Origin of the sequence: Hydrogenophaga sp. Root209 (genome assembly GCF_001428625.1) — a bacterium.
Classification (GTDB): domain Bacteria; phylum Pseudomonadota; class Gammaproteobacteria; order Burkholderiales; family Burkholderiaceae_C; genus Hydrogenophaga.
The window spans coordinates 188,866-213,873 of the sequence record NZ_LMIE01000033.1; the positions used below are offsets into that span (position 1 = coordinate 188,866).

Consider the following 25,008-nt stretch of genomic DNA (forward strand, 5'->3'; position numbering starts at 1 on the left):
GACGGGCAATCAGCCCAGGATCATCAGTCCGACCTGCAGCAGGATGATGAGCACCAGCACCGACAGATCGACGCCGCCCACGAGCGGAATCACACGGCGGATCGGGCGCAGCAGGGGCGCACACAGACGATCCAGTGTGACCATCACGGGCGACTGCGGCTGCACCCACGACAAGATGGCGTAGCCGATCAACAGGATCATCAGGCCCTGCAGGAGCGTGCGCACCAGGATGCGCAGGGCCATGGTCAGGATGGTGAGCACCCAGGTGGCCGGCGAGGCCGAAACCTCCGACACGCCGTTTGCCAACATCAGCCAGATGCCGCCATAAGCCAATGCCAGCAGCATGGCAGACAGCAGGCTGCCCCAGTCTATGCGGCTCTGCGCCAACGCACGCGGCAGGATGCGCCGCACGGGTTGGACCAGCCAATCGGTCACGGCAATCGCAAAGCGCCCGGGTTGGGCCGACATGTGCACGCGCAAGTGGTTCATCCAGGCGCGCAGCAAAGCCATCGCCATCAGGAAAAAGAACAGGGTTTCGAGCAGGAAGAAGACGATGCGCATGTGTTGCGGATGTGTTGCGGAAGTGTTGTGGATGCGAAGACCGGGCGAGGCGCTGCGGAGTTCAGGTGCCTGCCAACCGCAATGGCGGACGAGGCACGCGTGGATCGGACTCGCGGCCCGCAGCCAGCCGTTCCATGGCCGCGGCGCGAGACGCCTCCAGGAAGTCCAGCATGATCGGCGAGCTGTCGGCCAGCGCGTGCCGCCCGTGATGGAACTCCGGATGCCACTGAACACCTCGGGCGTAAGCGTCGCCGGTCCAGCGGATCGCCTCCACCATGCCGTCGAGCGTCGATACCGCCTCCACCACCATGTCCTTGCCGAGTTCGGCGACCGCCTGATGGTGGATGCTGGTCACCCGCAACTGAGATGCATTGGGGTACAGCCTGGTCAGCGCCGTGCCCTGCAGAAAGGTCACGTCGTGTTCGAGCTGGTCATACAGATCGGTGTCCACATGGGCATGGGCCGCCGGGCACTGGGTGGGAATGTCCTGGTACAGGGTGCCGCCAAACGCCACGTTGAGCAGTTGCGCGCCGCGGCACACGCCCAGCACCGGCTTTTTCTGTGTCAGAAAAGCTCTGAGCAGCGCCAGTTCGTATTTGTCGCGCACCAGGTCGCCGTGCCAGCGCGGGTCGATCGGCGTCTGCCCGTAGGTTTGAGGCGCCACATCGGCACCGCCCTGCAACACCAACGCATCGAGTTCCTGTACCACATGCTCCACTTTGAGATGGCGGGCTGCGTGCTTGCTGTCGTGCGCGACGGCGGGCACCATGAACGCAATGGCCCCATGCTCCATGATCCAGTGCGCCAGTGACTGCTCGATGTATTGAAGGTTCTTGTTGCGAAACCCCAGTTCAAGCGGCACCTGGTACAGCAGCCGGGCCGACACGCCAATGCGCAGCGGGCGCTCGGTGGGCATGGGCGAAACTTTGGGCGCAGCGGTCTTCACCGGCCGCGAACGCACACGGCTGGTGGAGGGGATTTCCAGCGCGGCAGACCTGGCCAGGGTCTTCTTTGGAGCATTGCTCACGGTGTGCAAACCCTTCAACGGCGGCTTTTGCGTGGCTGATTGGCGGTGCTGCGCGCACCACCGCGGTCCGACTTCTTGCCCGCGGCCTTCTTGACCGCGGCCTTGACTTCCATTGCCGGTGCACGCGGCGCGCGCTCCTGACGGCCCGAGGGCGCGACCTCGGAGCCGCGACCCCGATGGGATTTTCCCCCGCGCCCGGCTCCGGTGGCCCCATCTGTCGGGCCAGCTTGACCCGTCTTGTCGCGCATGGCTCGCAGCACCAGATCGTCGTCGCCACTGACAAGACGGAAGTCGATGCGACGACCATCCAGGTCCACCCGGCTCACCTGCACCTGCACTCGCGTGCCCAGGGCATAACGAATGCCCGTTCGCTCGCCGCGCAATTCCTGCCGCGCTTCGTCGAAGCGGAAGTACTCACCACCGAGCTCTGTGATGTGAACGAGACCTTCAACGTACATGGCGTCGAGCGTGACGAACAGTCCGAAGCTGGTCACCGAACTCACGACACCGCTGAACTCCTCGCCCAGGTGCTCGCGCATGTATTTGCACTTGAGCCAGGCCTCCACGTCGCGGCTGGCCTCATCTGCGCGGCGCTCGTTGGCGCTGCAGTGCAGGCCAGCAGCCTGCCAGGCCAGCGTATCGACCGAAGGCTTCTTCGCCACCTCGCCCACCGCCAAAGGCTTGGCTCGACTGGCCAGGCGTTTGCTCAGCTTGGCATGTGCCTCGCCCGGTGTGGGCAGCGCGGGCAACTCATAGCGCTTGCGCGCCAGGATCGCCTTGATCACGCGGTGCACCAGCAAGTCGGGATAGCGGCGGATCGGGCTGGTGAAGTGCGTGTAGGCCTCGAAGGCCAGGCCGAAGTGACCGCTGTTGACAGGCGTGTAGATGGCCTGCTGCATGGAGCGCAGCAGCATGGTGTGGATCTGTTGCGACTCGGGCCGATCCTTGGTGGCGGCCGCGATCTTCTGGAAGTCGGCCGGCTTGGGGTTGTCACCAATCGTCTGCGACACGCCCATGGCCTTGAGGTAATTGCGCAGGATCTCCTGCTTCTCGGGCGTCGGGCCTTCGTGCACGCGGAACAGACCAGTGTGTTTGCCTTCGCTGATGAAGTCGGCCGAGCAGACGTTGGCCGCCAGCATCGCTTCTTCAATCACCTTGTGGGCGTCGTTGCGGGTGCGCGGAATGATCTTCTCGATGCGACCCGACTCATCGCAGACAATCTGCGTTTCGGTGGTCTCGAAGTCCACCGCACCCCGCTCGCCACGCGCTGCGAGGAGCGCGCGGTACACGTCGTGAAGATTCAGCAGATAAGGCACCAGTGCCTTGCGCTGACTCGCCTCGGGACCACGCGTGTTCTGCAGGATGGCCGCCACTTCGGTGTAGGTGAAGCGCGCGTGACTGAACATCACCGCTGGATAAAACTGATAGGCATGGACCTCGCCCTTGGCGTTGACCAGCATGTCACACACCATGCACAGGCGCTCCACGCCCGGGTTGAGCGAGCACAGGCCGTTGGAGAGCTTCTCCGGCAGCATGGGGATCACGCGGCGCGGGAAGTACACCGAGGTCGCGCGGTCGTATGCATCGATGTCGATGGCCGAGCCGGTCTGAACATAGTTGCTCACATCGGCAATAGCGACCAGCAACCGCCAGCCTTTGCCCTTGCCGACCTTTGCCGGCTCGCAGTACACCGCGTCGTCGAAGTCGCGCGCGTCTTCACCATCGATCGTGACCAGGGGCACATCGCGCAGATCAACACGGTCCTTGTGATCGGCTGCGCGCACATGGTCGGGCAGTGCACGTGCCTGCGCCATGGCGGCATCCGAGAACTCGTGAGGCACACCGTATTTGCGCACTGCAATCTCGATCTCCATGCCGGGGTCGTCGATCTCGCCCAGCACTTCCTTCACGCGACCCACCGGCTGCCCGTACAGCGCAGGTGGCTCAGTGAGTTGCACCACCACCACCTGGCCCGGCTTTGCCGAACCGGTGGCCCCCTTGGGGATCAACACGTCCTGCCCATAGCGCTTGTCTTCGGGCGCCACCAACCACACACCGCTCTCCTGGAGCAGGCGGCCGATGATGGGGGAATCGGAGCGTTCGACGATTTCCGTCACGCGTCCTTCGGGGCGACCCTTGCGGTCCAGACGCACGATGCGAGCCTTGACCCGGTCCTTGTGCAGGACCGCCCGCATCTCGTTGGAAGGCAGGTAAATATCGGCCTGACCATCGTCGCGGATCACAAAACCATGGCCATCCCGATGACCAGAGACGACACCTTCATATTCGGCCAACAGGCTGTTTTTTTCGTTCACTTTTTCTCTGCTATAATTTCGTTTTTCCTGAAATGCCCAGGTGGCGGAATTGGTAGACGCACTAGTTTCAGGTACTAGCGCTGAGAGGCGTGGAGGTTCGAGTCCTCTCCTGGGCACCAATCATAAGGGCTTGCAAACGTGATGTTTGCAAGCCCTTTTCTTTTGTCTCAACGCAAGCAAGCGGACAACCGCCTGCTGACGCGTTGATCACATGCTCCGAAATTCGGAGCATGCGTTGCTGAACAGTTGCCGCGCTGCCTGGGGTCACCAAGAGGCGGGCCTCCGCCATCAAATCGGGACCGCCAACAGGTCGTGTCCCTGCGCTGCGACGACCCGCGCCTTGGTGAATTCACCCACCTTTAAAGTCTTGCTGATCTTCTCGGGCGGCAGTAAACGCACCAATCCGTCGATCTCTGGCGCGTCCGCGTAACTGCGGCCAATGCCGCCCTTCTTGCCCATGCCGGGCGCCGAATCCACCAGCACCTGCATGGTCGCGCCAACGCGTTGTTGCAGCTTGTCGGCCGACACGGCTTCGGCCACCGCCATGAAGCGCGCTCGGCGCTCTTCACGCAAGGCATCGGGCACAGCATCGGGCAATGCGTTGGCCGTGGCGCCCGGAACGGGTGAGTAGGCAAAGCAGCCCGCTCGGTCAATGCGCGCTTCGCGCAGGAAGTCCAGCAAGTGATCGAACTCAGCCTCCGTCTCGCCGGGAAAACCAGCAATGAAGGTGCTGCGCACAACGATCTCGGGGCACAGCTCGCGCCAGCGCGCGATGCGCTCAAGGTTCCTTTCACCACTGGCCGGCCGTTTCATGCGACGCAACACATCGGGGTGGCTGTGCTGCAGCGGCACGTCGAGGTACGGCAAGCACAAACCTTCGGCCATGAGCGGGATGATCTCGTCCACGTGGGGGTAGGGGTACACATAGTGCAAGCGAACCCAGGCACCATAGCCTTTGGCCAACTCACCCAGTGAGCGCACCAGGTCGAACATGCGCGTCTTGACCGGTTTGCCGTCCCAGAAGCCGGTACGGTACTTCACATCCACGCCATACGCCGAGGTGTCCTGGCTGACCACCAGCAGCTCCTTGACGCCCGCCTCGAACAACTTTCGCGCTTCTGTCAGCACGTCCCCGATCGGGCGACTCACCAGATCACCGCGCATGGAGGGGATGATGCAAAAGGTGCAGCGGTGGTTGCAGCCTTCACTGATCTTCAGGTAGGCGTAGTGGCGCGGCGTGAGCTTGATGCCCTGCGGCGGCACGAGATCCACAAACGGGTCGTGCGGTTTGGGCAGATGCTGGTGCACCGCGGTCATCACCTCGTGCGTGGCGTGCGGTCCGGTCACGGCGAGCACGCTGGGGTGCATCTGGCGCACAAGGTTGCCCCCGCCCTCGCCTTCGCGCGCGCCCAAGCAACCGGTCACGATGACCTTGCCGTTCTCGGCCAGGGCTTCACCTATGGTGTCCAGGCTTTCGCGCACGGCGTCGTCGATGAAGCCGCAGGTGTTGACGATCACCAGATCGGCACCGGCGAAGGTCTTGGAAGTTTGGTAGCCCTCGGCGCTGAGTTGCGTGAGGATGAGTTCGGAGTCGGTGAGCGCCTTGGGGCAACCCAGGCTGACAAAACCGACTTTGGGGGCCGCGTTGGCGACCGGGACAAGCGTTTCAGACATGCCCCGATTGTCTCAGACCTGCTGCAACGCCGCAGAGGAGCGGATGATCCGGCGCCGATCCGCTCCAAGCCGGATCAGCCCAGCGGCGGAGTGAGGGCCACGCCTCAGCGTTTGAGCCCCAGGGCGGCCAGCATCTGCTCGCTGTTCTTCTGCATCTGTTCCTGCATCTGGGTGAACGCGCTGCGCGACTGCTCCAGGTAGGTGCCCATCATGCCCTGCATCATGGGCGATTGCACGTTCATGAACTGCTTCCAGGCCTCGGGATTCACACCGCTGGACTGCTCGGTCATCTTGTGCTGCAGGTCCATGAAGATCTGCACGTTCTTCTCCAGGTAGGCGCCCATGAAGTCCTGCATGGCGTGTCCGTAGAAGCGAATGATGTTGGCCAGCACCTGCTCGGTGAAGATGGGCACGCCGGCGGTTTCCTCTTCCAGAATGATCTGCAGCAGGATGCTGCGCGTGAGGTCGTCGTTGGTCTTGGCATCGCGAACCACGAAGGGCTCGTTGTCCATCACAAGCGTCTTGACCTCGGCCAGCGTGATGTACGACGAAGTATCGGTGTCGTACAGACGCCGGTTCGGGTACTTCTTGATGACGCGCACAGCGGGCTGGCTGCCACTCTCGGCCTTGTTTTTTTGCACTGATGGATCTTTCTGGAAAGAAGGGAACGAACCACCGGATACGACCGGGGGTTCACAGGTCATTCTAGAAACGCTTGAACGCCCCCGCAGCATGGGTTTTCCCTGTGCATGCTAACGATCTCCGCGCTTTTCAGGAGAACAATCCGAGCAGGCCACAAAAAAGCCCGACTCAGGGTCGGGCTTGGTTGCTGGATGCTCTGCATCCGGAATAATTTGGTAGGCGCGATTGGACTCGAACCAACGACCCCCACCATGTCAAGGTGGTGCTCTAACCAGCTGAGCTACGCGCCTACAAACGATTCGAAGCTGCGAAGTATAGCAGCACTTCAAGAGCGCTTTCAGCGCCGGCGAACCACGCGCACGCCGGGCACATCGCCCACCACCGCCATGGCCCTGGCGACCTGCCGCGCATCGGCCACTTCGATGGTGAAAGTCATCCAGGCCACGCCTCGCACCGACTGGGTCTGCACGCCGATGACGTTCATCTTCTCCCGGGCAAACACGTCCGAGATGTCACGCAGCAAGCCCTGCCGATCCTGCGCCTCGATTCCCACATCCACCGGGTACACCGCGGCCTGTCCGTCCCGACCGGCACCGGTCTGGCCACTCCACTGCACCTCGATCACGCGGTCCGGAGTCTTGCGTTGCAGGTGCGCGAAATCGGTGCAGTCGACGCGGTGGATGCTCACACCCTTGCCGCGGGTGACGAACCCGCCGATCTCGTCGGGCGGCGCAGGTTTGCAGCATTTGGCCAGTTGCGTCATGAGCGAGTCCACGCCCACGACCAGCACGCCACCGGCTGATGCACCGGAGTTCTTGCGCGGCTTCTTGAGCCACACGGGCATTTCGTCGGGTGCGGCCACTTCGGGCGGACGCAAATGCTGTTCGATGGCGCGCAGCGACAACTCGTCCTTGCCCACCTGTTCAAACAGTTCCTGCGCCGACGCCAGGCCCATTGCGATGGCGAGATCGTCCAGCTTCAGCGCAGTCTTGCCTTCACGCTGCAGCAGTTTTTCCACCGCTTCGCGTCCGCGCGCCACGGTCTCTTCCATGGCTTGCGCGTTGAACCAGGCTCGCACCTTGCTCTTGGCGCGGTGGCTGACCAGATAGCCCAACTCACCATTGAGCCAGTCACGCGAAGGCCCGCCCTCCTTGGCGGCCGTGATCTCCACAGTCTGACCATTCTGCAGCGGTGTGTTGAGCGTGACCATGGCCCCGTCCACACGCGCGCCGCGGCAGCGATGGCCGAGGTCGGTGTGCACCGTGTAGGCGAAGTCGACCGCGGTGGCGCCCTGCGGCAATTCGACGATGGCCGCGTCCGGCGTGAGCACGTAGATGCGGTCATCGAACAGGCCCTGGGCCGTCCCACTGAGGTCCCGCTCCCAGGCCAGCAGCTGGCGCAGCACGGCGATCTTGGCGTCGTAGTCGGAACTGGCCGACACACCCGCATATCCCTTGGACCCGGCTTCCTTGTAGGCCCAGTGCGCGGCCACACCGTGCTCGGCGTGGTCGTGCATCGCCTGTGTGCGAATCTGGATCTCGAACGCCCTGCCCTGAGCGTCGCGCACGACGGTGTGCAGCGACTGGTAGCCGTTGGGTTTGGGCTTGGCGATGTAGTCGTCGAACTCGTCAGCCACCGGCACGAATTGGGCGTGCACATGCGCCAGCACGGCATAGCAGTCGCCCACCTGCGGCACGATCACGCGCAGCGCGCGGATGTCGAACACCTGATCAAAGTCCAGCGACTTGCCGCGCATCTTTTTGACGATGCTGTAGATGTGCTTGGGTCGGCCCTGAACGGAGGTCGACACGCCTTGTTGTTGCAGATCGTCTTCGAGTTGCCGGCGCACCTGCTCCACATGGGCTTCGCGCTCTGCGCGCTTTTCATCGAGCAGTCGGGCCACTTCCTTGTAGGTCTGCGGCTCCAGGAAACGGAACGCCAGGTCTTCCATTTCCCACTTGATCTGCCAGATGCCCAAGCGGTTTGCCAGGGGCGCGAACACTTGCAGCGACTCGCTAGCGAGGGCCTGCCCCGGATCGCCCTTGCTGGCGGCGAAGTAGCGCAACGTCTGCAGGCGGGAAGCCAGTCGCAGCATGACCACGCGCAGGTCGCGCGAGAACGCCAGCAACATCTTGCGCACGTTTTCGGTCTGGCTGGCCGCCAGTTCCGACACAGGCCCCTTGTTCGGGGCAGCCACTGTGGGGTCCAGCGCCGCCAGACGTTCTTCTTCCTTCTTGGCCTGCACCTCGGCGGTCTTGATGCGCGCCTGGCGCTGCAGTTGCACAAGCTTGGTGGTTTCCAGGGCAAGCGCAGCAAAGTTTTCGCCGAACGCCTTGGTGATCACTTCCTGAGGGCGGTTCAGGTACTGGCAGGCATAGACCAGATAGGCTGCGGCCTGCATGGCTTCGGAGCCACCGATGTCGGACAGCACATTGGCCACGGCATCGGCGTGCGCGAGGGTGTTCTCGCCGGTGTCGAGCTCCTCGTGGGACAGCAGCGGTTCGGCAAAGGCCCGCGCGCGCTGCAAGGCCTGCGCCTGTTGCGGCAGGCTCTCGGCAGTGGCCGCCACGATCGCCGACGGCACGGCGGAAGACGCCTCGGCCGTTTCGGCGTGTCCTGGGGATGGAGAGCGCTTCATGCCGGTTTCCCCATCAACTCGACCACAGGAAATCCCGCACCACGGCCACTTGGTCGTCGGCCACCAGCGTGGGCGCGTGACCCACGCCGCCGAAGGTGACCAACGTGGCCTTGGGCCCACGCTGCGTCATCTGCCACGCCGTCTCGGGCGTGAGCAGGTCGGACTGCGCGCCACGAAGCAGCAACGTGGGCGCCTGGATCGCGTCGTACAACCCCCAGAGGGCGGCCTCACCCGCCTGCACGATCTGCTGCGCCCGCGCCTCATCGGCAGTGGCCGTCATGTCCTTGAACGGCACCGCAATCGCAGGGTCGTAGTGCAACCACCAGCGTCCCTCTCGCTCGCGCAGCAGCGGACGCGAAAGCGCCTGCCACTGCTCGGGCGTGTGGGGACCGAAGCCGGCCGAGATGGAGGCCAGGTACGCCACTGCGGCCTGTTCGCTGTCGAACGACGGGTTGAGTCCGAGGTAGGTGCCGATGCGCAGCAGCGCCTCCCATTGGATCACCGGCCCCACATCGTTGAGCACCAGGCGGCGCAGCGCCATCTGCGGCTGGGCTGCCATCGCCATGCCGATGAGGCCGCCCATGCTGGTGCCCACCCAGTCGATCTGAAGGTCGGGCGCGTCGGCGCGCAGGTGCGTGACCAGCGCCGCCGCGTCGGCTGCGTAGGTGGGAATCTGGTACCCCATGGGATCGGCCAGCCGGTCGCTGTGGCCACGACCGGCCACGTCCAGCGCAATGACCCGTGTGCGCTGGCGCAACGTCTGAGCCAGCGTGTCGAAGTCCAGGCCCTGGCGCGACAGGCCGTGCACGCAAACCACGACACCGAGGTGATCAGCGGCCTGGCAAGACCAATCCCAGTAAGCCAGGCGGCGGGGTGCACCCGTCGCAGCGGCAGCGCCGCCCACGGTGAGATGTTGGAGTTGGGGTGCTTGCATGGTGCGAGGAGATGGGGAGGCGAGATGTGTCCGTGATAATGAACCGGACACCGTTCAATCAATCGTAATGGAAGTGGGGATTTCACATGCTTGCCAACAAAACCGCCCTCGTCACCGGCTCCACCAGCGGCATCGGCCTGGGCATCGCCAAGGCCCTGGCGCGCCAGGGTGCCAACATCGTGCTCAACGGGTTCGGTGATGCCGAAGGCCCCAAGGCCGAGATCGCAGCGCTGGGCGCGAAGGTGGCCTACCACGGCGCGGACATGAGCAAGGCGGCCGAGATTGAAGCCATGATGGCCTTTGCCGCCGAGACCTTCGGGCAGGTCGACATCCTGGTGAACAACGCAGGCATCCAGCACGTGGCACGCATTGAAGACTTCCCGGTCGAGCGCTGGGACGCGATCATCGCCATCAACCTCACCAGCGCCTTCCACGCCAGCCGGCTGGCCCTGCCGGCGATGCAGAAGGCCAACTGGGGCCGCATCATCAACGTGGCTTCGGTGCATGGGCTGGTCGGCTCGGCGGAGAAGTCGGCCTACGTGGCGGCCAAACACGGCATCGTCGGCCTGACCAAGGTCACTGCGCTGGAGAACGCCACGTCGGGCGTGACCTGCAACGCCATCTGCCCAGGCTGGGTGCTCACGCCTCTGGTGCAGAAACAGGTGGACGCCAAGGCCGCCGCGCTGGGCATCTCCAACGAAGAAGCAAAAAAACAGTTGCTGGGCGAAAAGGAGCCATCAATGCAGTTCACCACGCCGGAAGAACTGGGCGAGTTGGCCGTGTTTTTCTGTTCACCTGCCGGCAACAACGTGCGCGGTGTGGCCTGGAACATGGACGGCGGCTGGACTGCGCAATAACGCTGTCCAAAAAACAAAAGGCCCGCTCGTTGCGGGCCTTTTGCCGGGTGCCGTGCGCGTTCGATCAGCGCAGCTGCACAGAACCAGACACGGTCACATTGACGGTTGATTTTCCGGGCTCCACCGGCACGGCAGCATCCGACATGGCGGCTTTGGCTTCCATGGCCATGGCGCGTGGCTGGAATGGGCGACCTTCCTGATCGGCCGAGCTCACCGCCACTTCACGCAAGCTGTAGCCGGCGAAGCCGAAGCCCTTGGCCACTTCGCCCGCCTTCGACTTGAAACGCTCGATGGCCATCGCCTGCACGTCGGATTCCAGTTTCAGTCGAGCTTCGCGTGAGAGTGAGAAGCCCATGTTGCTCATGGTGAGCGTCTGGATCTTGCCGGCGGTGGTGCTGATGCGGGCGAAGTCGCGTCCTTCAAGCACCAGCTCGGTGCTGCCCTGCCAGCCACTGATCTTGCCCTTGTCGGTGTAGCGCGGGTACAGACTGAACTGACCGGTGCGCACCTCAAGATGCTGGGGCTGGGCACTGGCACGGGCGACCGCCAGAGCGGATTCGAGCGCCGCCTTGAGTTGATTCTGCACCGTGACCGCATCCGGTCCTTCGCGCGTGGTGCTCAGGCTCATGCTCAGCCAGTCTTGCGGTGCTTCGAGGAAGCCGCTGGCCGAGAGGTTGACGACGTTGAGAGGTGGGGGCTGAACGCCCTGGGCGTGTGCCAGGGAGCCGATGGCGATGAGAGATGAGAAAAGAAGAGTGCGGAAACGGGGAAGTTGAACGGAACGTTGGGCTGACAAGGTCATGGTTTGAATCGGTTCTCATGCGGCGACTGGCCGCGAAGCTGTTCGCGCAGTCGCAGGCGCTCTTCAACGGACAAGCGGTAAGGCTTGGCGTTGTCCTCCATGTCGTCAAAGGGTTGCCGAAGCACATCGCGCAGACGAAGAACGTTGCGGGATTCCCCTCCTTCATCCACCGAAATGGGCATGACCATCACCGATGCGTTGGTGGGCATCGGATGCACGCGCTGATCACCTGGCGCAGCATGCGCCGAACCCAGTGTCAACATGATCAAGCCCAAAGGCAAATACGTTTTCATGGTCCGCTCAAGTATCGTCAATCTGGTCATTGTGTGATGTGTGCGCCGTGAACGGTTCGAGCGCGCGGGCAACATCTGTAACAGCATGTCAGGAAAATAAAAATCCAGTGCTGACAAGCACTTGGCGCTGCCACAATCGCGTTTGTTACATATTCAGGAAGTTGCCTACATGCCACAAAACAACGCACGCCCCAACAAGATCCTCGTGGTCGACGACGACGTCCGTATCCGCGACCTGCTGCGCCGCTATCTCATGCAGGAGGGATTTGAGGTCATGCTGGCCGAAGACGGCAAGTCGCTCAACCGGGTTCTGCAGCGCGATTCGGTGGATCTGATCGTGCTCGATCTCATGATGCCGGGCGAAGACGGCCTGTCCATCTGCCGCCGCCTGCGCGCCAACGGCGACCGCACGCCGATCATCATGCTCACCGCCAAGAGCGAAGACGTCGACCGCATCGTCGGCCTCGAAGTCGGCGCCGACGACTACCTGGGCAAACCGTTCAATCCGCGTGAACTGCTGGCCCGCATCCACGCCGTGTTGCGACGCCGCCCCCCCACCGAAGTGCCCGGTGCACCTTCGCAGGATCAGGAAGTCGTGAACTTCGGCCCCTTCGAGTTCGATCTGAGCCTGCGCACGCTGCGCAAGGAAGGCTCCGACCTTCCCCTGACCACCGGCGAGTTCGCCATGCTCAAGGCGCTGGTGCGCCACCCGCGACAGCCACTGTCTCGCGAGAAGCTGGCACAACTGGCCCGCGGACGCGAGTTCGAGCCGTTTGACCGCAGCCTGGACGTGCAGGTCTCCCGCCTGCGCAAGCTCATTGAGGAAGACGCTGCTTCGCCGCGTTACCTGCAGACGGTGTGGGGCGTGGGCTATGTCTTCGTGCCGGACGGCAACGCCTGATGTCGGAAGAGTCGCGGGTTCCTTTTGAGACCCATCCCACTTCACTGGAGACCGCACCTGCTCCGCTGGAACTGAGGCCCAGCCGCGGCTTCAGTCTGTTCTGGCGCACCTTCTTCTTTCTGGCCTTGCTGCTGGTGGGTTGCATCGTGGCCTGGCTGCAGACCTTCCGCGCGCTCGAATACGAACCCCGGGCGCTGCAAAGCGCCAACCAGCTGGCCTCGTTGGTCAACCTGAGCCGTGCGGCCCTGGTGCACTCGGATTCGATTGCACGGGTCTCGCTGATCAAGACCCTGGCGGACGAAGAAGGCCTGCGCATCGCGCCGCGCGAGCCCAACGACACCTTCCGCCTCTACGACACCGATGTGCTCAGCCGCAACGTGGCCGAGCGCCTGAGCGGTCGCCTGGGGCCCGGCACCCTGGTGGCGCGTGAAGTCAACGGAACACCGGGTCTCTGGATTGGTTTCAACATTGACGGCGACCCCTACTGGCTGCTCACCGATCCGTCGCGCATCGGCCCTGTGGCGGGCACCACCTGGTTGATCTGGCTGGGCACGGCCGCCCTGCTCTCGCTCACCGGTGCGGCACTCATCGCCCGTTTGATCAACCGGCCGCTGAAGAAGTTGTCGTTCGCGGCCAGCCGCGTGCGGGAGGGTGACTTCAACGCCAGCCAGCTCAACGAAACCGTGGCCACCAGCGAAATCCGCGAGGTCAACATCGGTTTCAACCGCATGGCGCAACGTCTGTCCAAGATCGAGCAGGACCGCGCGCTCATGCTCGCCGGCATCTCGCACGACCTGCGCACACCGCTGTCACGGCTGAGGCTGGAAACCGAGATGAGCGTGGCCGACCCCATCGCCCGGGAGCACATGGCGGCAGACATCGAGCAGGTCAATTCGATCATCGACAAGTTCCTCGACTACGCGCGACCTGACCACATCAAGCCCGACCGGGTGAGCCTTAACCAGGTGGTCGATGCGGCGGTGTTTGCGCTGGGCGACGACGAACGCAACGTGTTCACCACCAGCATCCCGCCCGACACCATCGTGATGGGAGATGCGGTGGAGCTGCAGCGCGTGTTTGCCAACCTGCTGGAGAACGCCTGCCGCTACGGCCGTGACCCCCGCACCGGGGTGGCGCGCGTGGACATTGCTGCAAAACCCAAGGACGATTGGGTGCTGATCAAGCTGCGCGACCATGGACAAGGCGTTGACCCCGAGATCCTGGAGCAACTGACTCAGCCGTTCTTCCGGGGCGATGTCTCACGGACCTCGGCCACCGGCACCGGCCTGGGCCTGGCCATTGTCGACCGTGCCATCGCTCGCATGGGTGGGCGCTTTGCGCTGGCCAACAGCAGCACGGGCGGCCTCTCGGCCCACTTGAAGCTGCAGCGCGCTCCCGCCTGATCCCGCCCGGGGCTCATACGGATCTGCAATCAAAGTGAGAACAAGGCGCGAAGCCGCAGACAGTGCTGTAGCACGGCAAGGCGAAGCAACGCCGTTATCGCTTTGATTGCGAGTCCGTATCAGGCCCGCACGAAGAGCATGGCCACGGCCCGCGCTTCGATGCAGAGGCCCTGCCCCACCGGGCCGATCTTCTCGGCGGTCTTGGCCTTCACATTGACCTGAGCGACCGTCACGCCCAGCGTGCGGGCGATGCCCTCCACCATGCCCGGGATGTGCGGCGCCAGCTTGGGCGCCTGCGCGATCACGGTGCTGTCGACGTTGCCGATCTCGAAGCCCGCCTCACGAACGCGGCGCGCGGCCTCGTTCAGCAGCACGCTCGAATCCGCTCCCTTGAAACGCTCATCGGTGTCTGGAAAATGGCGACCGATGTCGCCGAGTGCCGCGGCCCCCAGCAAGGCGTCGGTGATGGCGTGCAGCAGCACGTCGGCATCGGAATGGCCCAGCAGACCCTGACTGTGCGGGATGTGCACGCCACCGATGATGAGTTTGCGGCCCGGCACGAGCGCATGCACGTCCCAGCCCTCGCCGATGCGCCACGTCGGGACCGGGATCGGGGTGTTCATGCGCGGCTCCTGAAGACGGCTTCGGCCAGCGCGAAGTCATCGGGGTAGGTGATCTTGAAATTGCGGGTGCTGCCCGGCACCAGCAACGGCCGGTGTCCGGCCATCTCCATGGCGCTGGCTTCGTCGGTCACACCCGCAAAACCCTGCGAGGCGGTGGCGGCCAGCGCGGCATGCAGCGCCCCCAGGCGAAACATCTGCGGCGTTTGCGCGAGCCACTTGCCCGCGCGGTCCACCGTGGTCGTCACGCGCCCATGGGCCTCGGCCTTGAGCGTGTCGGGCAAGGGAATCGCGAGCAAGCCACCCACCGGGTCGTGCTGGCACGCATCGATCAGTGCGTTGACCATGGTCGCGGTGATCAGGCAGCGCGCCGCATCGTGCACCAGCACCCAGTCGGCCGGATCCGTGCCTTGGTCCAGCAAGGCCTGCAAACCGTTGAACACGCTCTGCGCGCGCGTGCCGCCGCCGCAGCGCAGTGCCGTCACACCGGGGTAACCCAGGGCCCAGAAATCATCGCCCGGGGCCACCACCACCACGAGGCGATCCAGGCGGAGCACAGCCCGCAAGGCCACCAGGGTGTGCAACACCATCGGCAAACCGAGGATGGGCTGGTACTGCTTGGGAACCTCGGTACCGGCCCGCGAGCCGGTGCCGGCGCACGGCAGCAAGGCATGGCAACGGATGCCGGCCTCGGTAGAAGTGTGGGGGGTCAATTCGTGGGCGGCATCGGGCATGGGTGGCTGCATTCTAAAATCACGGCTCACACACCCCCTGCTCTGCCGAGCCGGGGGTGTTCGTCATGGACGCTCCGGGCGCACGCCCGGATCGCCTGCCTGCCAACCGCAACGCACCGCGCGCCGACCACTGCCCTTCATGGACCTGCCCAAACTCACCCCCGGCAAACGCTTCACCCTGCCCCACCCAGGTGGCTCGGCCGACGCGCTGTTGCTGGCGAAGCTGGCCGCGCGCGACAAGGCCGCGGGTCGGCTCACGGCCATCATCACGTCGGACGCCAACGACGCGCAGCGGCTCATCGACGAGATGTCGTTCTTCGCGCCCGAGCTGCGATGCGCCCTGTTCCCCGACTGGGAGACCCTGCCCTACGACACTTTCTCGCCACACCAGGACCTGATCAGCGAACGGCTGGCCACCCTCTGGCGCATCTCGCAGCGCGACAAGGAGACCGGCGCCGACGTGGTGCTGGTGCCCGCTACCACCGCGCTGTACCGCGTGGCGCCGCCGGCGTTTCTGGCCGGCTACACGTTCCAGTTCAAGGTCAAGCAGAAACTGGATGAAGCCCGCCTGAAGAGCCAGCTCACACTGGCGGGCTACCAGCATGTGACGCAAGTGGTGAGCCCGGGCGAGTACGCGGTGCGCGGCGGCCTGATCGACCTCTTCCCCATGGGCAGCCCCGTGCCCTACCGCGTGGACCTGTTCGACGACGAGATCGACAGCATCCGCACCTTCGACCCCGACAGCCAGCGCAGCCTGTACCCGGTGCCCGAGGTGCGGCTGCTGCCCGGGCGCGAATTCCCCATGGACGACGGCGCGCGCGCGAAATTCCGCAGCCGCTGGCGCGAGCTGCTCGACGGCGACCCTACCAAGAGCCGCATCTACAAAGACATGGGCAACGGCGTGGCCACCGCCGGTATCGAGTACTACCTGCCGCTGTTCTTCGACGACACCGCCACCGTGTTCGACTACCTCGGTGCGGACGCCACCGTGGTGCTGCACGGCGACCTGGAGCCGGCCTTCCAGCGCTTCTGGCAGGACACGAAAGACCGCTACCGCCTGGTGCACGGCGACCCGGAGCGCCCGGTGTTGCCACCCGAGTCGCTGTTCCTGGGCGTGGAGCAGTTCTATGCGCGGGCCAACGAGCACGCGCAGCTCGCCATCAAATCCGTTCGCCCAGAGCTTGTCGAAGGGCTCGGCGAGGCTTCGACAGGCTCAGCCCGAACGGCGTTTGTGCAATTCAACGGATTGCCAGACCTCTCGGTGGTGCGCGGCGCCGAAGACCCGCTCTCGCGCCTGCAGGGCCACATCCGCAACACCGCGCAGCGCGTGCTGCTGCTGGCCGAGAGCGACGGTCGGCGCGAGAGTCTGCTCGACTTCCTGCGCGCCAGCGGCGTCAATCCGCCGGCCTTCGACTCCTTGCTGGAGTTCCAGACCAGCAGCGAGAAGCTCGGCATTGCCACGGCTGCGCTGTCCACCGGTTTTTCGTGGCTCGAAGACGGCATCGACTTCGTCACCGAGACCGAGCTGTTCGCAGCGAGCCCCACCACGCGTCGGCGCAAGAAGCAAGAGCAGGTCAGCGATGTCGACGCGCTGATCAAGGACCTCTCGGAGCTCAACCTGGGCGACCCGGTGGTGCACATCGCCCACGGCATCGGGCGCTACCGCGGCCTGATCAACCTGGACATGGGCGAGAAGAACGCCGATGGCACGCCAGCGTTGATGGAGTTCCTGCACCTGGAATACGCCGACAAGGCCGTGCTCTATGTGCCGGTGAGTCAACTGCAGTTGATTGGCCGCTACACCGGCGTGGGTGCCGACGAGGCGCCGTTGCACCGCCTGGGCAGCGGCCAGTGGGAAAAGGCCAAGCGCAAGGCGGCCGAGCAGGTGCGCGACGCCGCAGCCGAACTGCTCAACATCTATGCCCGCCGCGCTGCGCGCCAGGGCCACGCCTTCCGCTACTCGGCTCAGGACTACGAGGTGTTCGCCAACGACTTCGGTTTCGAGGAAACCGCCGACCAGCGCGCGGCCATCCACGCCGTCATCCAGGACATGATCAGCCCGCGCCCGATGGACCGGCTGGTGTGTGGCGATGTGGGCTTCGGCAAGACCGAGGTGGCGCTGCGAGCCGCCTTCGTGGCCGTGACCGGCGGGCGCCAGGTGGCCCTGCTCGCGCCCACCACCCTGCTGGCAGAACAGCACCACCAGACGCTGGTGGACCGCTTTGCCAAGTGGCCGGTGAAGATCGCCGAGATGAGCCGCTTTCGTTCGGCGAAAGAAATCACCGCCGCCGCCAAGGGCCTGGCCGACGGCTCGGTGGACATCGTGGTCGGCACGCACAAGCTGCTCAGCGAAAGCGTGAAGTTCAAAGACCTCGGCCTGCTCATCATCGACGAGGAGCACCGCTTCGGCGTGCGCCACAAGGAGCAGATGAAGGCGCTGCGCGCCGAGGTCGATGTGCTCACGCTCACCGCCACACCGATCCCGCGCACGCTGGGCATGGCGCTCGAAGGCCTGCGTGATCTGAGCGTGATCGCCACCGCACCGCAGCGCCGCCTGGCCATCAAGACTTTCGTGCGCAACGAGGGCAACGGCGTGATCCGCGAGGCCGTGTTGCGCGAGCTCAAGCGCGGCGGGCAGGTGTACTTCCTGCACAACGAGGTCGACACGATCGAGAACCGCCGGCAAAAACTCGAAGAGCTGTTGCCCGAGGCGCGCATTGCGATTGCCCACGGCCAGATGCCCGAGCGCGAGCTGGAGCGCGTGATGCGCGACTTCGTGGCGCAGCGCTTCAATGTGCTGCTGTGCTCCACCATCATCGAGACCGGCATCGACGTACCCACCGCCAACACCATCGTGATGGCGCGCGCCGACAAGTTCGGCCTGGCCCAGCTGCACCAGCTGCGCGGGCGCGTGGGCCGCAGCCACCACCAGGCCTACGCCTACCTCATGGTCCCTGACATCGAGGGCCTGACCAAGCAGGCCGCGCAGCGGCTGGACGCCATCCAGCAGATGGAAGAACTCGGCAGCGGCTTTTATCTGGCCATGCACGACCTGGAGATCCGCGGCGCCGGCGAGGTACTGGGCGAGAACCAGAGCGGCAACATGCTGGAAGTGGGCTTTCAGCTCTACAACGAGATGCTCAGTGAAGCCGTGCGCTCGCTCAAGGCCGGCCGTGAGCCCGACCTGCTCTCGCCGCTCTCGGTCACGACCGACATCAACCTGCACGCACCGGCCCTGCTGCCCAGCGACTACTGTGGCGATGTGCACCTGCGCCTGTCGTTCTACAAGAAGCTCGCCACCGCGCAAACCACCGACCAGGTGGACGGTCTGCTGGAAGAGATCGTGGACCGCTTCGGCAAGCTGCCACCACAAGCGCAGACGCTGGTGGACGTGCACCGCCTGCGCGTTCTCAGCGCGCCTTACGGTGTGGTGAAGGTGGACGCAGCGCCCGGTGTGATCCAGATCACGTTCCGCCCCAACCCGCCGTTCGATTCGATGCGCATCATCGAACTGATCCAGAAGAACCGCCACATCAAGCTCGCCGGCAACGAGAAGCTGCGCATCGAACGCTCCTTGCCTGAAGTGAAAGACCGCGTGCAGCTGGTGCGCGACGTGCTGCGTTCGCTCGGCCAACCCATCCAACAACCCGTCACCGCCTGAAGGCACTCGACCCATCCGTTCGGGCTGAGCCTGTCGAAGCCCCCGCCAACCCATGACCACCACCGAATTCGCTCCCGGCCTCACCGTTCAAGGCTTCACACCGCCGCTCAAGCTCAGCGACTTCAAGCTGATCGCCTTCGACATGGACTCCACCCTCATCAGCATCGAGTGCGTGGACGAGATCGCCGATGCCGTGGGCAAGAAAGCCGAGGTGGCTGCCATCACCGAAGCCGCGATGCGCGGCGAGATCGCCGACTACAAGGACAGCCTGCGCCAGCGCGTGGCGCTGCTGCGCGGCGTGACCATCGCCGACATGGAGCAGGTCTACACCGAGCGCCTGCGCATCAACCCCGGCGCGGCCGAGCTCATCACCGCCTGCAAGGCCGCGGGTCTGAAAGTGCTGCTGGTCTCGGGCGGCTTCACCTTCTTTAGCGAGCGCGTGCGCCAGACCCTGGGCATCGACTTCACGCGCGCCAACGTGCTGGAAGTGGAAAGCGGCCCCAACTGCGGCCAGCTCACCGGCCGCATGGTCGACCAGCCCTGGGGCGACATCTGCGACGGCGCCGAGAAGCGCCGCACCCTGCTTGAAGTGGCCTCGCTGCTGGGCATCGAGCCCGCCCAGTGCATCGCCATGGGCGATGGTGCCAACGACCTGCCCATGATGGGTGTGGCCGGTCTTTCGGTGGCGTACCACGCCAAGCCCGCGGTGCGCGCGCAGGCGATGGTGGCCATCAACGAAGGCGGACTCGACCGCCTGCTCAGCGTCCTGCGCTGAGGCGTCGCCTCCCTTTGCATGAGGGTGCGACAGCGCACAGACGGTGCGCAAATCTCCTTTTAGAGTCTGCTCATTGGCGGTAGGGCTTCATGCCCTGCACCATGCGGTGACCTTGCAAACATGTTGGGCCACGCGTCTCAGCAACTCCAAGGAACACTCCATGAAAACACGTCAATTCTTCCCCATCGTCATGCTCGCCGTGGCCGCTTCCGTCCTGACCTTGGCCGGGTGCTCCTCCACCTCCAAGCAGGCCAGCACCGGCCAGTATCTGGACGACACCGCCATCACCGGCAAGGTGAAGGCCGCGATCTTCAATGACGCGTCCCTCAAGTCGGCGGAAATCAACGTCGAAACCTTCAAGGGCGCCGTGCAGCTCAGCGGCTTCGTGAATTCGCAAGCCGACATCCAACGCGCCGTGGCCGTGACGCAAGGCGTCGCCGGCGTGAAGTCGGTCAAGAACGACATGCGTCTGAAGTAAGCCGCAGTTGCCCCTTCTACGGTCAACATCAAGGAGACCACCATGAAATCCATTGCATCGCGCTCGATGACGATCGCAGCTTCCATCGCACTGCTCGCCGGCCTCACAGCCTGCAGCGGCATGTCGCGCCAGGACCAGAACACCGCCATTGGTGCAGGTGCTGGTGCGGTCGGCGGCGCCGTCCTCACCGGCGGCAGCACGATGGGCACCCTGGGAGGTGCCGCCATCGGTGGCCTGATCGGCAATCAGGTCGACACCAAGAAGTGATCCACAAGCCGGCCAGCGCCGGCTTCGGGTCCACTGTTCCACCCTTATGAAAGACGCCCATGATCAAGTCTGATAAATACGTGGGAGACGAGCTCTCCACCCTGGCTCACGACGCGGCGCAAACCGCGGAACGTGCTGCCCATTCAGCCCGCAGCGGCATCGGCCAAGGCCTGCATGAAATGTCCAACGGACTGGAGCATGCACGCTCGGAAACCGGACAGGCGCTGCGCCAGCTGGCCTCCGACTCGGACGTGCTGCTGCACCGTGGCATCGACAAGGTGCGCGACGGTGCAGACCAGCTGCGCGAAAGATCGCTGCATGCCAAAGACACGGCCACGACCTACATCCAGCACGAACCCATGAAGTCGGTGCTCATGGCTGCCGCGGTGGGCGCTGGTCTGATGGCGCTCGTGGCCCTGTTCAGCCGCAACCACCACTCCGGCCGCTGATCGCGGGCGCAACGTCCATGCTTCACCCCGTGTTCCGCCTCGCGGCGTCACAACCGCAATTGCTGGCGGAACACGCCGCAGGCTATGCCGGCCTGCTGGCGGAAGAATTGGCCATCAGCGGTGCGCAACTCAAACGGCGCGTCACCCTGCAGATCGTCGGCCTTCTGGGTCTGATGGTGGCAACCATTCTCGGCGGCGTGGCCGTGTTGCTGTGGGCGTCGTTGCCTGCGGCGTCGATGCAGCAGCCCTGGTTGTTGTGGTTCGTCCCGCTGGTTCCAGCCCTGCTGGGTGCGCTGGCGCTCTGGGTGTCCAACAGCAACCCGGTGGAGCCCGCCTTTGCAACGCTGCGCGAGCAGCTTGCGCAGGACGCGGCCATGTTGCGCAGAACCACCGCGCCATGAACCCAGCTGAATCTGCCCAGCAGCGCCTTGCGCGCAGTCGCGCCCAGATGATGCTGTGGCTGGACACCGATCACGAGCGTCGCGAAGCCTTTGCGCACAGCGGTCTGGGCCAGCTCTCGGCGCTGCCATGGGTCCAGCGCATCGGCAACCATCCCCTGGCCAGCCTGGCCTTCGGAGCACTCACGAGATGGTGGATGAAGCCGCGTGAGAAGCGCTCATCCACAACCAGTGTGCTGGCACTGGGCACGGGCCTGGGCCTGCTGCGCCGCCGGCCGCTGCTGACTGTGGTCACCATCACGGTGATCGGCGTGCTCGCCTGGTGGAGCCAGATCCGCAAACGTCCCACTGCTCGATTGAAATAAGGAATCACCATGCTCTACACCATCGCCGTCGTGCTGCTCGTCCTCTGGCTGCTCGGCCTGGTCACCTCCACCACCTTGGGCGGCTTCGTCCACGTGCTGCTGGTGATCGCCGTTGTCATGGTGCTGCTGCGCCTGATCAGCGGACGCAAGCCCTTCTGACGCCACGAGGGCTGAACGGCCTCAGCCCCCCGCGCGTTTGACGGTGTGACCGCGCGCCTGGAGCGCCGCCATCACCTTCTCGACGTGATCGCCCTGGATCTCGATCACGCCGTCTTTCACGGTGCCGCCCGATCCACACGCAGCTTTCAACTGCTTGCCCAGTGCGGCCAGATCCTGCGCTTCCATGGCCACCCCTTTCACCAGGGTAACAGCCTTGCCGCCGCGCCCCTTGGTCTCGCGCGACACGCGCACCATGCCGTCGCCCGCCGGCACGACCGTGGCCTGCTTGCACACGCATTGCGCCACCGGCTGGCGGCACGTGGGGCACATGCGACCTGCTTCGGTGGAATAAACCAGACCGCCGGTGGAGAGCTTGCTTTTCATGGGGCTGGATCGTAGCGCGCTCCGCCCGCTTGCACCCGCACCACCGGTACACTGGGCCGAACCATTCCAACGCCATGCCATTCCACGCTCTGGGCCTCGCGCCCGCCCTCGCCCAAGCCGCGGCCGAACTCGGCTTCACCACCCCCACCCCCATTCAGCATGCTGCGGTTCCTGCCGTGCTCAGCGGGGGTGACGTGCTCGCCACCGCCCAGACCGGATCCGGCAAGACCGCCGCCTATGTGCTGCCGCTGCTGCAGCGCCTCATGGTCAGCCCCGGCCACACACCCCGGCGCGTACGCGCGCTGGTGCTGGTGCCCACGCGCGAGCTGGCGGCGCAGGTCGGTGAAGTGGTGCGCAGCCTGGCGCAACACCTGCCCACCAAGACCAAGACAGCCGTGGTGTTTGGCGGTGTCTCCATCAATCCGCAGATGCTGGCCCTGCGCGGCGGTGCCGATGTGGTGGTGGCCACGCCAGGGCGCCTGCTCGATCTGGTCGAGCACAACGCCCTGAAACTTGCCAGTGTGGAGCTGCTGGTGCTCGACGAAGCCGACCGCCTGCTCGACCTCGGTTTTGCCGACGAACTCGCCCGTGTGCTGGCGCTGCTGCCCCCCGTGCGCCAGAACCTCTTTTTCTCGGCCACCTTCCCGCCCGCCGTGCAGGAACTGGCCAGCACCCTGCTGCGCGAGCCGCAGCGCATCGACGTGCCCGGCGTTGAAGTCGACGAAGCGGTGATCCTTCAGCAGGCCTTTCTGGTCGACAGCACACGCCGCACGCAGTTGCTGCGCCAGCTCATCAAGACGCAGGGCTGGCAACGCGTGCTGGTGTTCGTGGCCACGCAGTACCTGGCCGAACGCGTGGCCTCCAAGTTGCATCAGGGCGACCTGTACGCCACCTCGTTCCATGGTGGCCTGAGCCAGGGCGCGCGCAAGCAAGCACTGGACGAATTCAAGGAAAAGCGCTGGGACGTGGTGGTGACCACCGACCTGGCCGCGCGCGGCATCGACATCAGCCAGTTGCCGGTGGTGGTGAACTACGACCTGCCCCGCTCTGCCGTGGACTATGTGCACCGCATCGGCCGCACCGGTCGCGCAGGTGCCAGCGGTCTGGCCGTGAGCTTCGTCACCCCGGCCACCGAGGCGCATTGGCGCCTGATCGAAAAACGCCAAGGGCTGAGCTTGCCGTTGGAAGTGGTGCCCGGGCTGGAGCCCACCGAGGTGGCACCGGTGAGCGAGGCTGGCGGCGGCGTCAAAGGCAAACGCCCCAGCAAAAAGGACAAGCTGCGCGCGGCCGCCGCGGCCAAGCCGGGCTGAGCGCCTTCATGGCACGGCAGCGTGCAGGTGCAGCCCGAGCAAGGGAGCCGATGCTCTGTAGAACCGCAAAGCAGCCAGATTCAGCGCAGACCTCGAAGCCGCTCCATTCACGGCCAGCGCCCAGATCCCGCAGTCGCTGAAAGGCGCGCCCACCCGCCAGTCGGTCCTGGCCCAGCCACAGCGCTGAAAAGCGGCGCACGAGGCCACGTTCCCGTGGCGTATGCCCGTGACCAGGGCATTGAGCCGAGCGCGTTCGGCCAGGCCCGCCAAACCGCGTATGACCCGCGACCCATGCCCGCGCTGGCGCAGGGATGGCGTCAACCACAGCGCCGGGCTCCCCACGTCCTCCTCCAGGCGCAGCTGCGCGTATCCCACGGGCTGCTCGCCCTGGAAAACCACATAGCAGGCTGGCGTCTTGCTCAGGCGCGTGAGCACCCACGGCACAGGATCGTCCGGATCGGGGCGCGCAATGGCCGTCCAGTGCGCGCCCTCGAAATCGTCCAGCAGACGCGCCATCAGACCTGCGTGCTCAACGCACAGCGGCTCCAGATGCCCTCCCCCTCCGATGTTGAAAACACGGCGCCACATCGGCAAACGGTGGTCAAGCCGAGCCCATCACCGTGCGCAACTGAGCCCGGGCACGCGACAAGCGGGACCGCACTGCGCCGGGGGTGATGGCCAATCGCAGGGCGATTTCATCGCGGCCCAGACCCTCCACCGCGACCAACCACAACACCTCTGCCTGCGTTGTTGGCAGCACAGCCATGGCGCGGTCCAGGGCTGCCAGTGCCTGCCGACTGGCCAACAATTGGCCCGGCTCCGACGACAGACCGATTTCCTCGTCAATCTCCGGTTCATGCAAACGCCTAGAGGCACCCTGCGCGGCCAGCCAACGCCGCGACAGATTCAACGCGATGCCGTAGAGCCAGGTGGACGGGCGCGAGTCACCGCGAAAGCGGTGGCCGCCCCGGTGCGCCTGCAGAAAAGTGTCCTGCACCATGTCTTCGGCATCCACGGTCGAACCAACCCGGCGGGTGAGCCAACGCCGTATGGAGCGGGCCTGCGTTTGAAACTCGCTCCCCCAGTCCACGGGAGCCCGCAAGGCCGAAGACAAATCCTCGTTTTCCAAGGCAGCGACGGTGTCTGAAAGCGGGGGGCCGGGGAGGAGAGAAAGGTCTGACATGACCTCAGCCTGAGGCACCTGCCCGGCCGCGTACATCGTGTCTTTGCACCAGGGCACCTGCACCACTGTCGGACCACTGGGCTTGAAACCGCAGAGAGCGGCACGTTGGGCGCCGGCCCTGCACTCACGCTGTGTGCAGACAGTCCGGTCATGCATGTTCAAGCCCAGGCTTGGTCCC

The 25,008-nt window shown here is 64.9% G+C and carries 26 protein-coding genes and 2 tRNA genes; 13 read left to right on the top strand and 15 right to left on the bottom strand.

The window, feature by feature from the left end; all coding sequences use genetic code 11:
* Window positions 1-9: 9 nt before the first annotated feature.
* The 3 genes from ASE11_RS23760 to rnr form a co-directional block, all read right to left on the bottom strand.
* Entirely contained in the window at window positions 10-561 is a 552-nt protein-coding gene (locus ASE11_RS23760) for a YggT family protein (RefSeq protein ID WP_056277831.1), read from the bottom strand.
* Window positions 562-622: 61 nt separating this feature from the next.
* The gene (locus ASE11_RS23765; RefSeq protein WP_235501440.1) at window positions 623-1,588 is read right to left on the bottom strand and encodes a gamma-glutamyl-gamma-aminobutyrate hydrolase family protein; all 966 of its coding nucleotides are present in this window, start codon (window positions 1,586-1,588) and stop codon (window positions 623-625) included.
* 14 nt (window positions 1,589-1,602) lie between these two features.
* The gene (gene rnr / locus ASE11_RS23770) at window positions 1,603-3,903 is read right to left on the bottom strand and encodes a ribonuclease R (protein WP_056277834.1); all 2,301 of its coding nucleotides are present in this window, start codon (window positions 3,901-3,903) and stop codon (window positions 1,603-1,605) included.
* A gap of 34 nt (window positions 3,904-3,937) precedes the next feature.
* Between rnr and ASE11_RS23775 the strand changes: the two genes are divergently transcribed.
* A tRNA-Leu gene (locus ASE11_RS23775) sits at window positions 3,938-4,022 on the top strand.
* A 169-nt stretch (window positions 4,023-4,191) separates the two neighbouring features.
* On the opposite strand, the gene rimO is transcribed toward ASE11_RS23775, so the two are convergent.
* The 5 genes from rimO to ASE11_RS23800 all read right to left on the bottom strand — a co-directional run bounded on the left by rimO (window position 4,192) and on the right by ASE11_RS23800 (window position 9,791).
* Entirely contained in the window at window positions 4,192-5,577 is a 1,386-nt protein-coding gene (rimO, locus tag ASE11_RS23780; protein ID WP_056277838.1) for a 30S ribosomal protein S12 methylthiotransferase RimO, read from the bottom strand.
* 104 nt (window positions 5,578-5,681) lie between these two features.
* Window positions 5,682-6,218, bottom strand: a complete 537-nt coding sequence (phaR, locus tag ASE11_RS23785; protein ID WP_056277839.1) for a polyhydroxyalkanoate synthesis repressor PhaR — start codon at window positions 6,216-6,218, stop codon at window positions 5,682-5,684.
* Window positions 6,219-6,432: 214 nt separating this feature from the next.
* Window positions 6,433-6,509: transfer RNA gene (locus tag ASE11_RS23790), tRNA-Val, on the bottom strand.
* Between the two features lie 47 nt (window positions 6,510-6,556).
* Window positions 6,557-8,857 (bottom strand): RelA/SpoT family protein, encoded by a 2,301-nt coding sequence (locus ASE11_RS23795; protein ID WP_056277843.1) that lies wholly within the window; start codon window positions 8,855-8,857, stop codon window positions 6,557-6,559.
* A 13-nt stretch (window positions 8,858-8,870) separates the two neighbouring features.
* Window positions 8,871-9,791 carry an alpha/beta fold hydrolase gene (locus ASE11_RS23800; protein ID WP_056277846.1) on the bottom strand — a complete coding sequence of 307 codons (921 nt, stop codon included), beginning with the start codon at window positions 9,789-9,791 and terminating at the stop codon, window positions 8,871-8,873.
* Between the two features lie 86 nt (window positions 9,792-9,877).
* Here ASE11_RS23800 and ASE11_RS23805 point away from each other — a divergent pair, with 86 nt between their 5' ends.
* Window positions 9,878-10,648 carry a 3-hydroxybutyrate dehydrogenase gene (locus ASE11_RS23805; protein ID WP_056277848.1) on the top strand — a complete coding sequence of 257 codons (771 nt, stop codon included), beginning with the start codon at window positions 9,878-9,880 and terminating at the stop codon, window positions 10,646-10,648.
* A gap of 64 nt (window positions 10,649-10,712) precedes the next feature.
* On the opposite strand, the gene ASE11_RS23810 is transcribed toward ASE11_RS23805, so the two are convergent.
* A complete protein-coding gene (locus ASE11_RS23810; RefSeq protein ID WP_056277851.1) occupies window positions 10,713-11,450 on the bottom strand; it encodes an SIMPL domain-containing protein in 738 nt (245 codons plus the stop codon).
* Window positions 11,447-11,860: a hypothetical protein gene (locus tag ASE11_RS23815; RefSeq protein ID WP_156406472.1), complete on the bottom strand. Its 414-nt coding sequence runs from the start codon at window positions 11,858-11,860 to the stop codon at window positions 11,447-11,449. The genes ASE11_RS23810 and ASE11_RS23815 overlap by 4 nt, the downstream gene beginning before the upstream one ends.
* 52 nt (window positions 11,861-11,912) lie before the next feature.
* Here ASE11_RS23815 and ompR point away from each other — a divergent pair, with 52 nt between their 5' ends.
* Entirely contained in the window at window positions 11,913-12,644 is a 732-nt protein-coding gene (gene ompR / locus ASE11_RS23820) for a two-component system response regulator OmpR (RefSeq protein ID WP_056277857.1), read from the top strand.
* Entirely contained in the window at window positions 12,644-14,047 is a 1,404-nt protein-coding gene (locus ASE11_RS23825; RefSeq protein WP_056277860.1) for an ATP-binding protein, read from the top strand. Before ompR ends, ASE11_RS23825 begins: the two co-directional genes overlap by 1 nt.
* Before the next feature lie 119 nt (window positions 14,048-14,166).
* Here the strand turns inward: ASE11_RS23825 and ispF are convergent, their stop codons facing one another.
* Complete coding sequence (ispF, locus tag ASE11_RS23830; RefSeq protein ID WP_056277863.1) at window positions 14,167-14,670, bottom strand: 2-C-methyl-D-erythritol 2,4-cyclodiphosphate synthase; 504 nt, start codon at window positions 14,668-14,670, stop codon at window positions 14,167-14,169.
* Window positions 14,667-15,401: a 2-C-methyl-D-erythritol 4-phosphate cytidylyltransferase gene (ispD, locus tag ASE11_RS23835; RefSeq protein WP_235501441.1), complete on the bottom strand. Its 735-nt coding sequence runs from the start codon at window positions 15,399-15,401 to the stop codon at window positions 14,667-14,669. The genes ispF and ispD overlap by 4 nt, the downstream gene beginning before the upstream one ends.
* Window positions 15,402-15,540: 139 nt before the next feature.
* Here ispD and mfd point away from each other — a divergent pair, with 139 nt between their 5' ends.
* The 8 genes from mfd (at window position 15,541) to ASE11_RS26050 (ending at window position 21,953) form a co-directional block, all read left to right on the top strand.
* Window positions 15,541-19,062, top strand: coding sequence for a transcription-repair coupling factor (gene mfd, locus ASE11_RS23840; RefSeq protein ID WP_056277866.1), 3,522 nt, complete (start codon window positions 15,541-15,543; stop codon window positions 19,060-19,062).
* Between the two features lie 52 nt (window positions 19,063-19,114).
* The gene (serB, locus tag ASE11_RS23845) at window positions 19,115-19,837 is read left to right on the top strand and encodes a phosphoserine phosphatase SerB (RefSeq protein WP_056277869.1); all 723 of its coding nucleotides are present in this window, start codon (window positions 19,115-19,117) and stop codon (window positions 19,835-19,837) included.
* 160 nt (window positions 19,838-19,997) lie between these two features.
* Entirely contained in the window at window positions 19,998-20,315 is a 318-nt protein-coding gene (locus ASE11_RS23850) for a BON domain-containing protein (RefSeq protein ID WP_056277872.1), read from the top strand.
* 66 nt (window positions 20,316-20,381) lie between these two features.
* Window positions 20,382-20,582 carry a glycine zipper 2TM domain-containing protein gene (locus ASE11_RS23855; protein ID WP_156406485.1) on the top strand — a complete coding sequence of 67 codons (201 nt, stop codon included), beginning with the start codon at window positions 20,382-20,384 and terminating at the stop codon, window positions 20,580-20,582.
* A 59-nt stretch (window positions 20,583-20,641) separates the two neighbouring features.
* Window positions 20,642-21,031 (top strand): hypothetical protein, encoded by a 390-nt coding sequence (locus ASE11_RS23860; protein ID WP_056277879.1) that lies wholly within the window; start codon window positions 20,642-20,644, stop codon window positions 21,029-21,031.
* Between the two features lie 17 nt (window positions 21,032-21,048).
* Window positions 21,049-21,432 carry a hypothetical protein gene (locus ASE11_RS23865; RefSeq protein ID WP_056277881.1) on the top strand — a complete coding sequence of 128 codons (384 nt, stop codon included), beginning with the start codon at window positions 21,049-21,051 and terminating at the stop codon, window positions 21,430-21,432.
* The gene (locus tag ASE11_RS23870; RefSeq protein WP_056277885.1) at window positions 21,429-21,794 is read left to right on the top strand and encodes a hypothetical protein; all 366 of its coding nucleotides are present in this window, start codon (window positions 21,429-21,431) and stop codon (window positions 21,792-21,794) included. The genes ASE11_RS23865 and ASE11_RS23870 overlap by 4 nt, the downstream gene beginning before the upstream one ends.
* A 9-nt stretch (window positions 21,795-21,803) precedes the next feature.
* On the top strand, window positions 21,804-21,953 hold the full coding sequence (locus ASE11_RS26050) for a lmo0937 family membrane protein (protein ID WP_156406473.1): 150 nt from the start codon (window positions 21,804-21,806) through the stop codon (window positions 21,951-21,953).
* A 21-nt stretch (window positions 21,954-21,974) separates the two neighbouring features.
* Here ASE11_RS26050 and ASE11_RS23875 read toward each other — a convergent pair whose 3' ends face one another.
* Window positions 21,975-22,337, bottom strand: coding sequence for a translation initiation factor Sui1 (locus ASE11_RS23875; protein WP_056277888.1), 363 nt, complete (start codon window positions 22,335-22,337; stop codon window positions 21,975-21,977).
* Between the two features lie 74 nt (window positions 22,338-22,411).
* Here ASE11_RS23875 and ASE11_RS23880 point away from each other — a divergent pair, with 74 nt between their 5' ends.
* Window positions 22,412-23,647 (top strand): DEAD/DEAH box helicase, encoded by a 1,236-nt coding sequence (locus tag ASE11_RS23880; RefSeq protein ID WP_056277891.1) that lies wholly within the window; start codon window positions 22,412-22,414, stop codon window positions 23,645-23,647.
* 6 nt (window positions 23,648-23,653) lie between these two features.
* Here ASE11_RS23880 and ASE11_RS23885 read toward each other — a convergent pair whose 3' ends face one another.
* Together ASE11_RS23885 and ASE11_RS23890 are read right to left on the bottom strand one after the other, a co-directional pair.
* Window positions 23,654-24,235, bottom strand: a complete 582-nt coding sequence (locus ASE11_RS23885) for a GNAT family N-acetyltransferase (protein WP_082585992.1) — start codon at window positions 24,233-24,235, stop codon at window positions 23,654-23,656.
* Between the two features lie 13 nt (window positions 24,236-24,248).
* Window positions 24,249-24,986 carry an RNA polymerase sigma factor gene (locus ASE11_RS23890; protein ID WP_082585993.1) on the bottom strand — a complete coding sequence of 246 codons (738 nt, stop codon included), beginning with the start codon at window positions 24,984-24,986 and terminating at the stop codon, window positions 24,249-24,251.
* Window positions 24,987-25,008: the final 22 nt, after the last annotated feature.

Bases quoted from the DNA above. Each gene is read 5' to 3' on its own strand.
- ASE11_RS23875 (WP_056277888.1), bottom strand. From the start codon at position 22,337: ATGAAAAGCAAGCTCTCCACCGGCGGTCTGGTTTATTCCACCGAAGCA.
- ompR (WP_056277857.1), top strand. From the start codon at position 11,913: ATGCCACAAAACAACGCACGCCCCAACAAGATCCTCGTGGTCGACGAC.
- mfd (WP_056277866.1), top strand. From the start codon at position 15,541: ATGGACCTGCCCAAACTCACCCCCGGCAAACGCTTCACCCTGCCCCAC.
- ASE11_RS23890 (WP_082585993.1), bottom strand. From the start codon at position 24,986: ATGCATGACCGGACTGTCTGCACACAGCGTGAGTGCAGGGCCGGCGCC.
- ASE11_RS23825 (WP_056277860.1), top strand. From the start codon at position 12,644: ATGTCGGAAGAGTCGCGGGTTCCTTTTGAGACCCATCCCACTTCACTG.
- ASE11_RS23855 (WP_156406485.1), top strand. From the start codon at position 20,382: ATGACGATCGCAGCTTCCATCGCACTGCTCGCCGGCCTCACAGCCTGC.
- ispD (WP_235501441.1), bottom strand. From the start codon at position 15,401: ATGCCCGATGCCGCCCACGAATTGACCCCCCACACTTCTACCGAGGCC.
- ASE11_RS26050 (WP_156406473.1), top strand. From the start codon at position 21,804: ATGCTCTACACCATCGCCGTCGTGCTGCTCGTCCTCTGGCTGCTCGGC.
- ispF (WP_056277863.1), bottom strand. From the start codon at position 14,670: ATGAACACCCCGATCCCGGTCCCGACGTGGCGCATCGGCGAGGGCTGG.
- serB (WP_056277869.1), top strand. From the start codon at position 19,115: ATGACCACCACCGAATTCGCTCCCGGCCTCACCGTTCAAGGCTTCACA.
- ASE11_RS23885 (WP_082585992.1), bottom strand. From the start codon at position 24,235: ATGTGGCGCCGTGTTTTCAACATCGGAGGGGGAGGGCATCTGGAGCCG.
- rimO (WP_056277838.1), bottom strand. From the start codon at position 5,577: ATGTCTGAAACGCTTGTCCCGGTCGCCAACGCGGCCCCCAAAGTCGGT.
- ASE11_RS23805 (WP_056277848.1), top strand. From the start codon at position 9,878: ATGCTTGCCAACAAAACCGCCCTCGTCACCGGCTCCACCAGCGGCATC.
- ASE11_RS23860 (WP_056277879.1), top strand. From the start codon at position 20,642: ATGATCAAGTCTGATAAATACGTGGGAGACGAGCTCTCCACCCTGGCT.
- ASE11_RS23795 (WP_056277843.1), bottom strand. From the start codon at position 8,857: ATGAAGCGCTCTCCATCCCCAGGACACGCCGAAACGGCCGAGGCGTCT.
- ASE11_RS23800 (WP_056277846.1), bottom strand. From the start codon at position 9,791: ATGCAAGCACCCCAACTCCAACATCTCACCGTGGGCGGCGCTGCCGCT.
- ASE11_RS23865 (WP_056277881.1), top strand. From the start codon at position 21,049: ATGCTTCACCCCGTGTTCCGCCTCGCGGCGTCACAACCGCAATTGCTG.
- ASE11_RS23810 (WP_056277851.1), bottom strand. From the start codon at position 11,450: ATGACCTTGTCAGCCCAACGTTCCGTTCAACTTCCCCGTTTCCGCACT.
- ASE11_RS23850 (WP_056277872.1), top strand. From the start codon at position 19,998: ATGAAAACACGTCAATTCTTCCCCATCGTCATGCTCGCCGTGGCCGCT.
- ASE11_RS23760 (WP_056277831.1), bottom strand. From the start codon at position 561: ATGCGCATCGTCTTCTTCCTGCTCGAAACCCTGTTCTTTTTCCTGATG.
- ASE11_RS23880 (WP_056277891.1), top strand. From the start codon at position 22,412: ATGCCATTCCACGCTCTGGGCCTCGCGCCCGCCCTCGCCCAAGCCGCG.
- ASE11_RS23870 (WP_056277885.1), top strand. From the start codon at position 21,429: ATGAACCCAGCTGAATCTGCCCAGCAGCGCCTTGCGCGCAGTCGCGCC.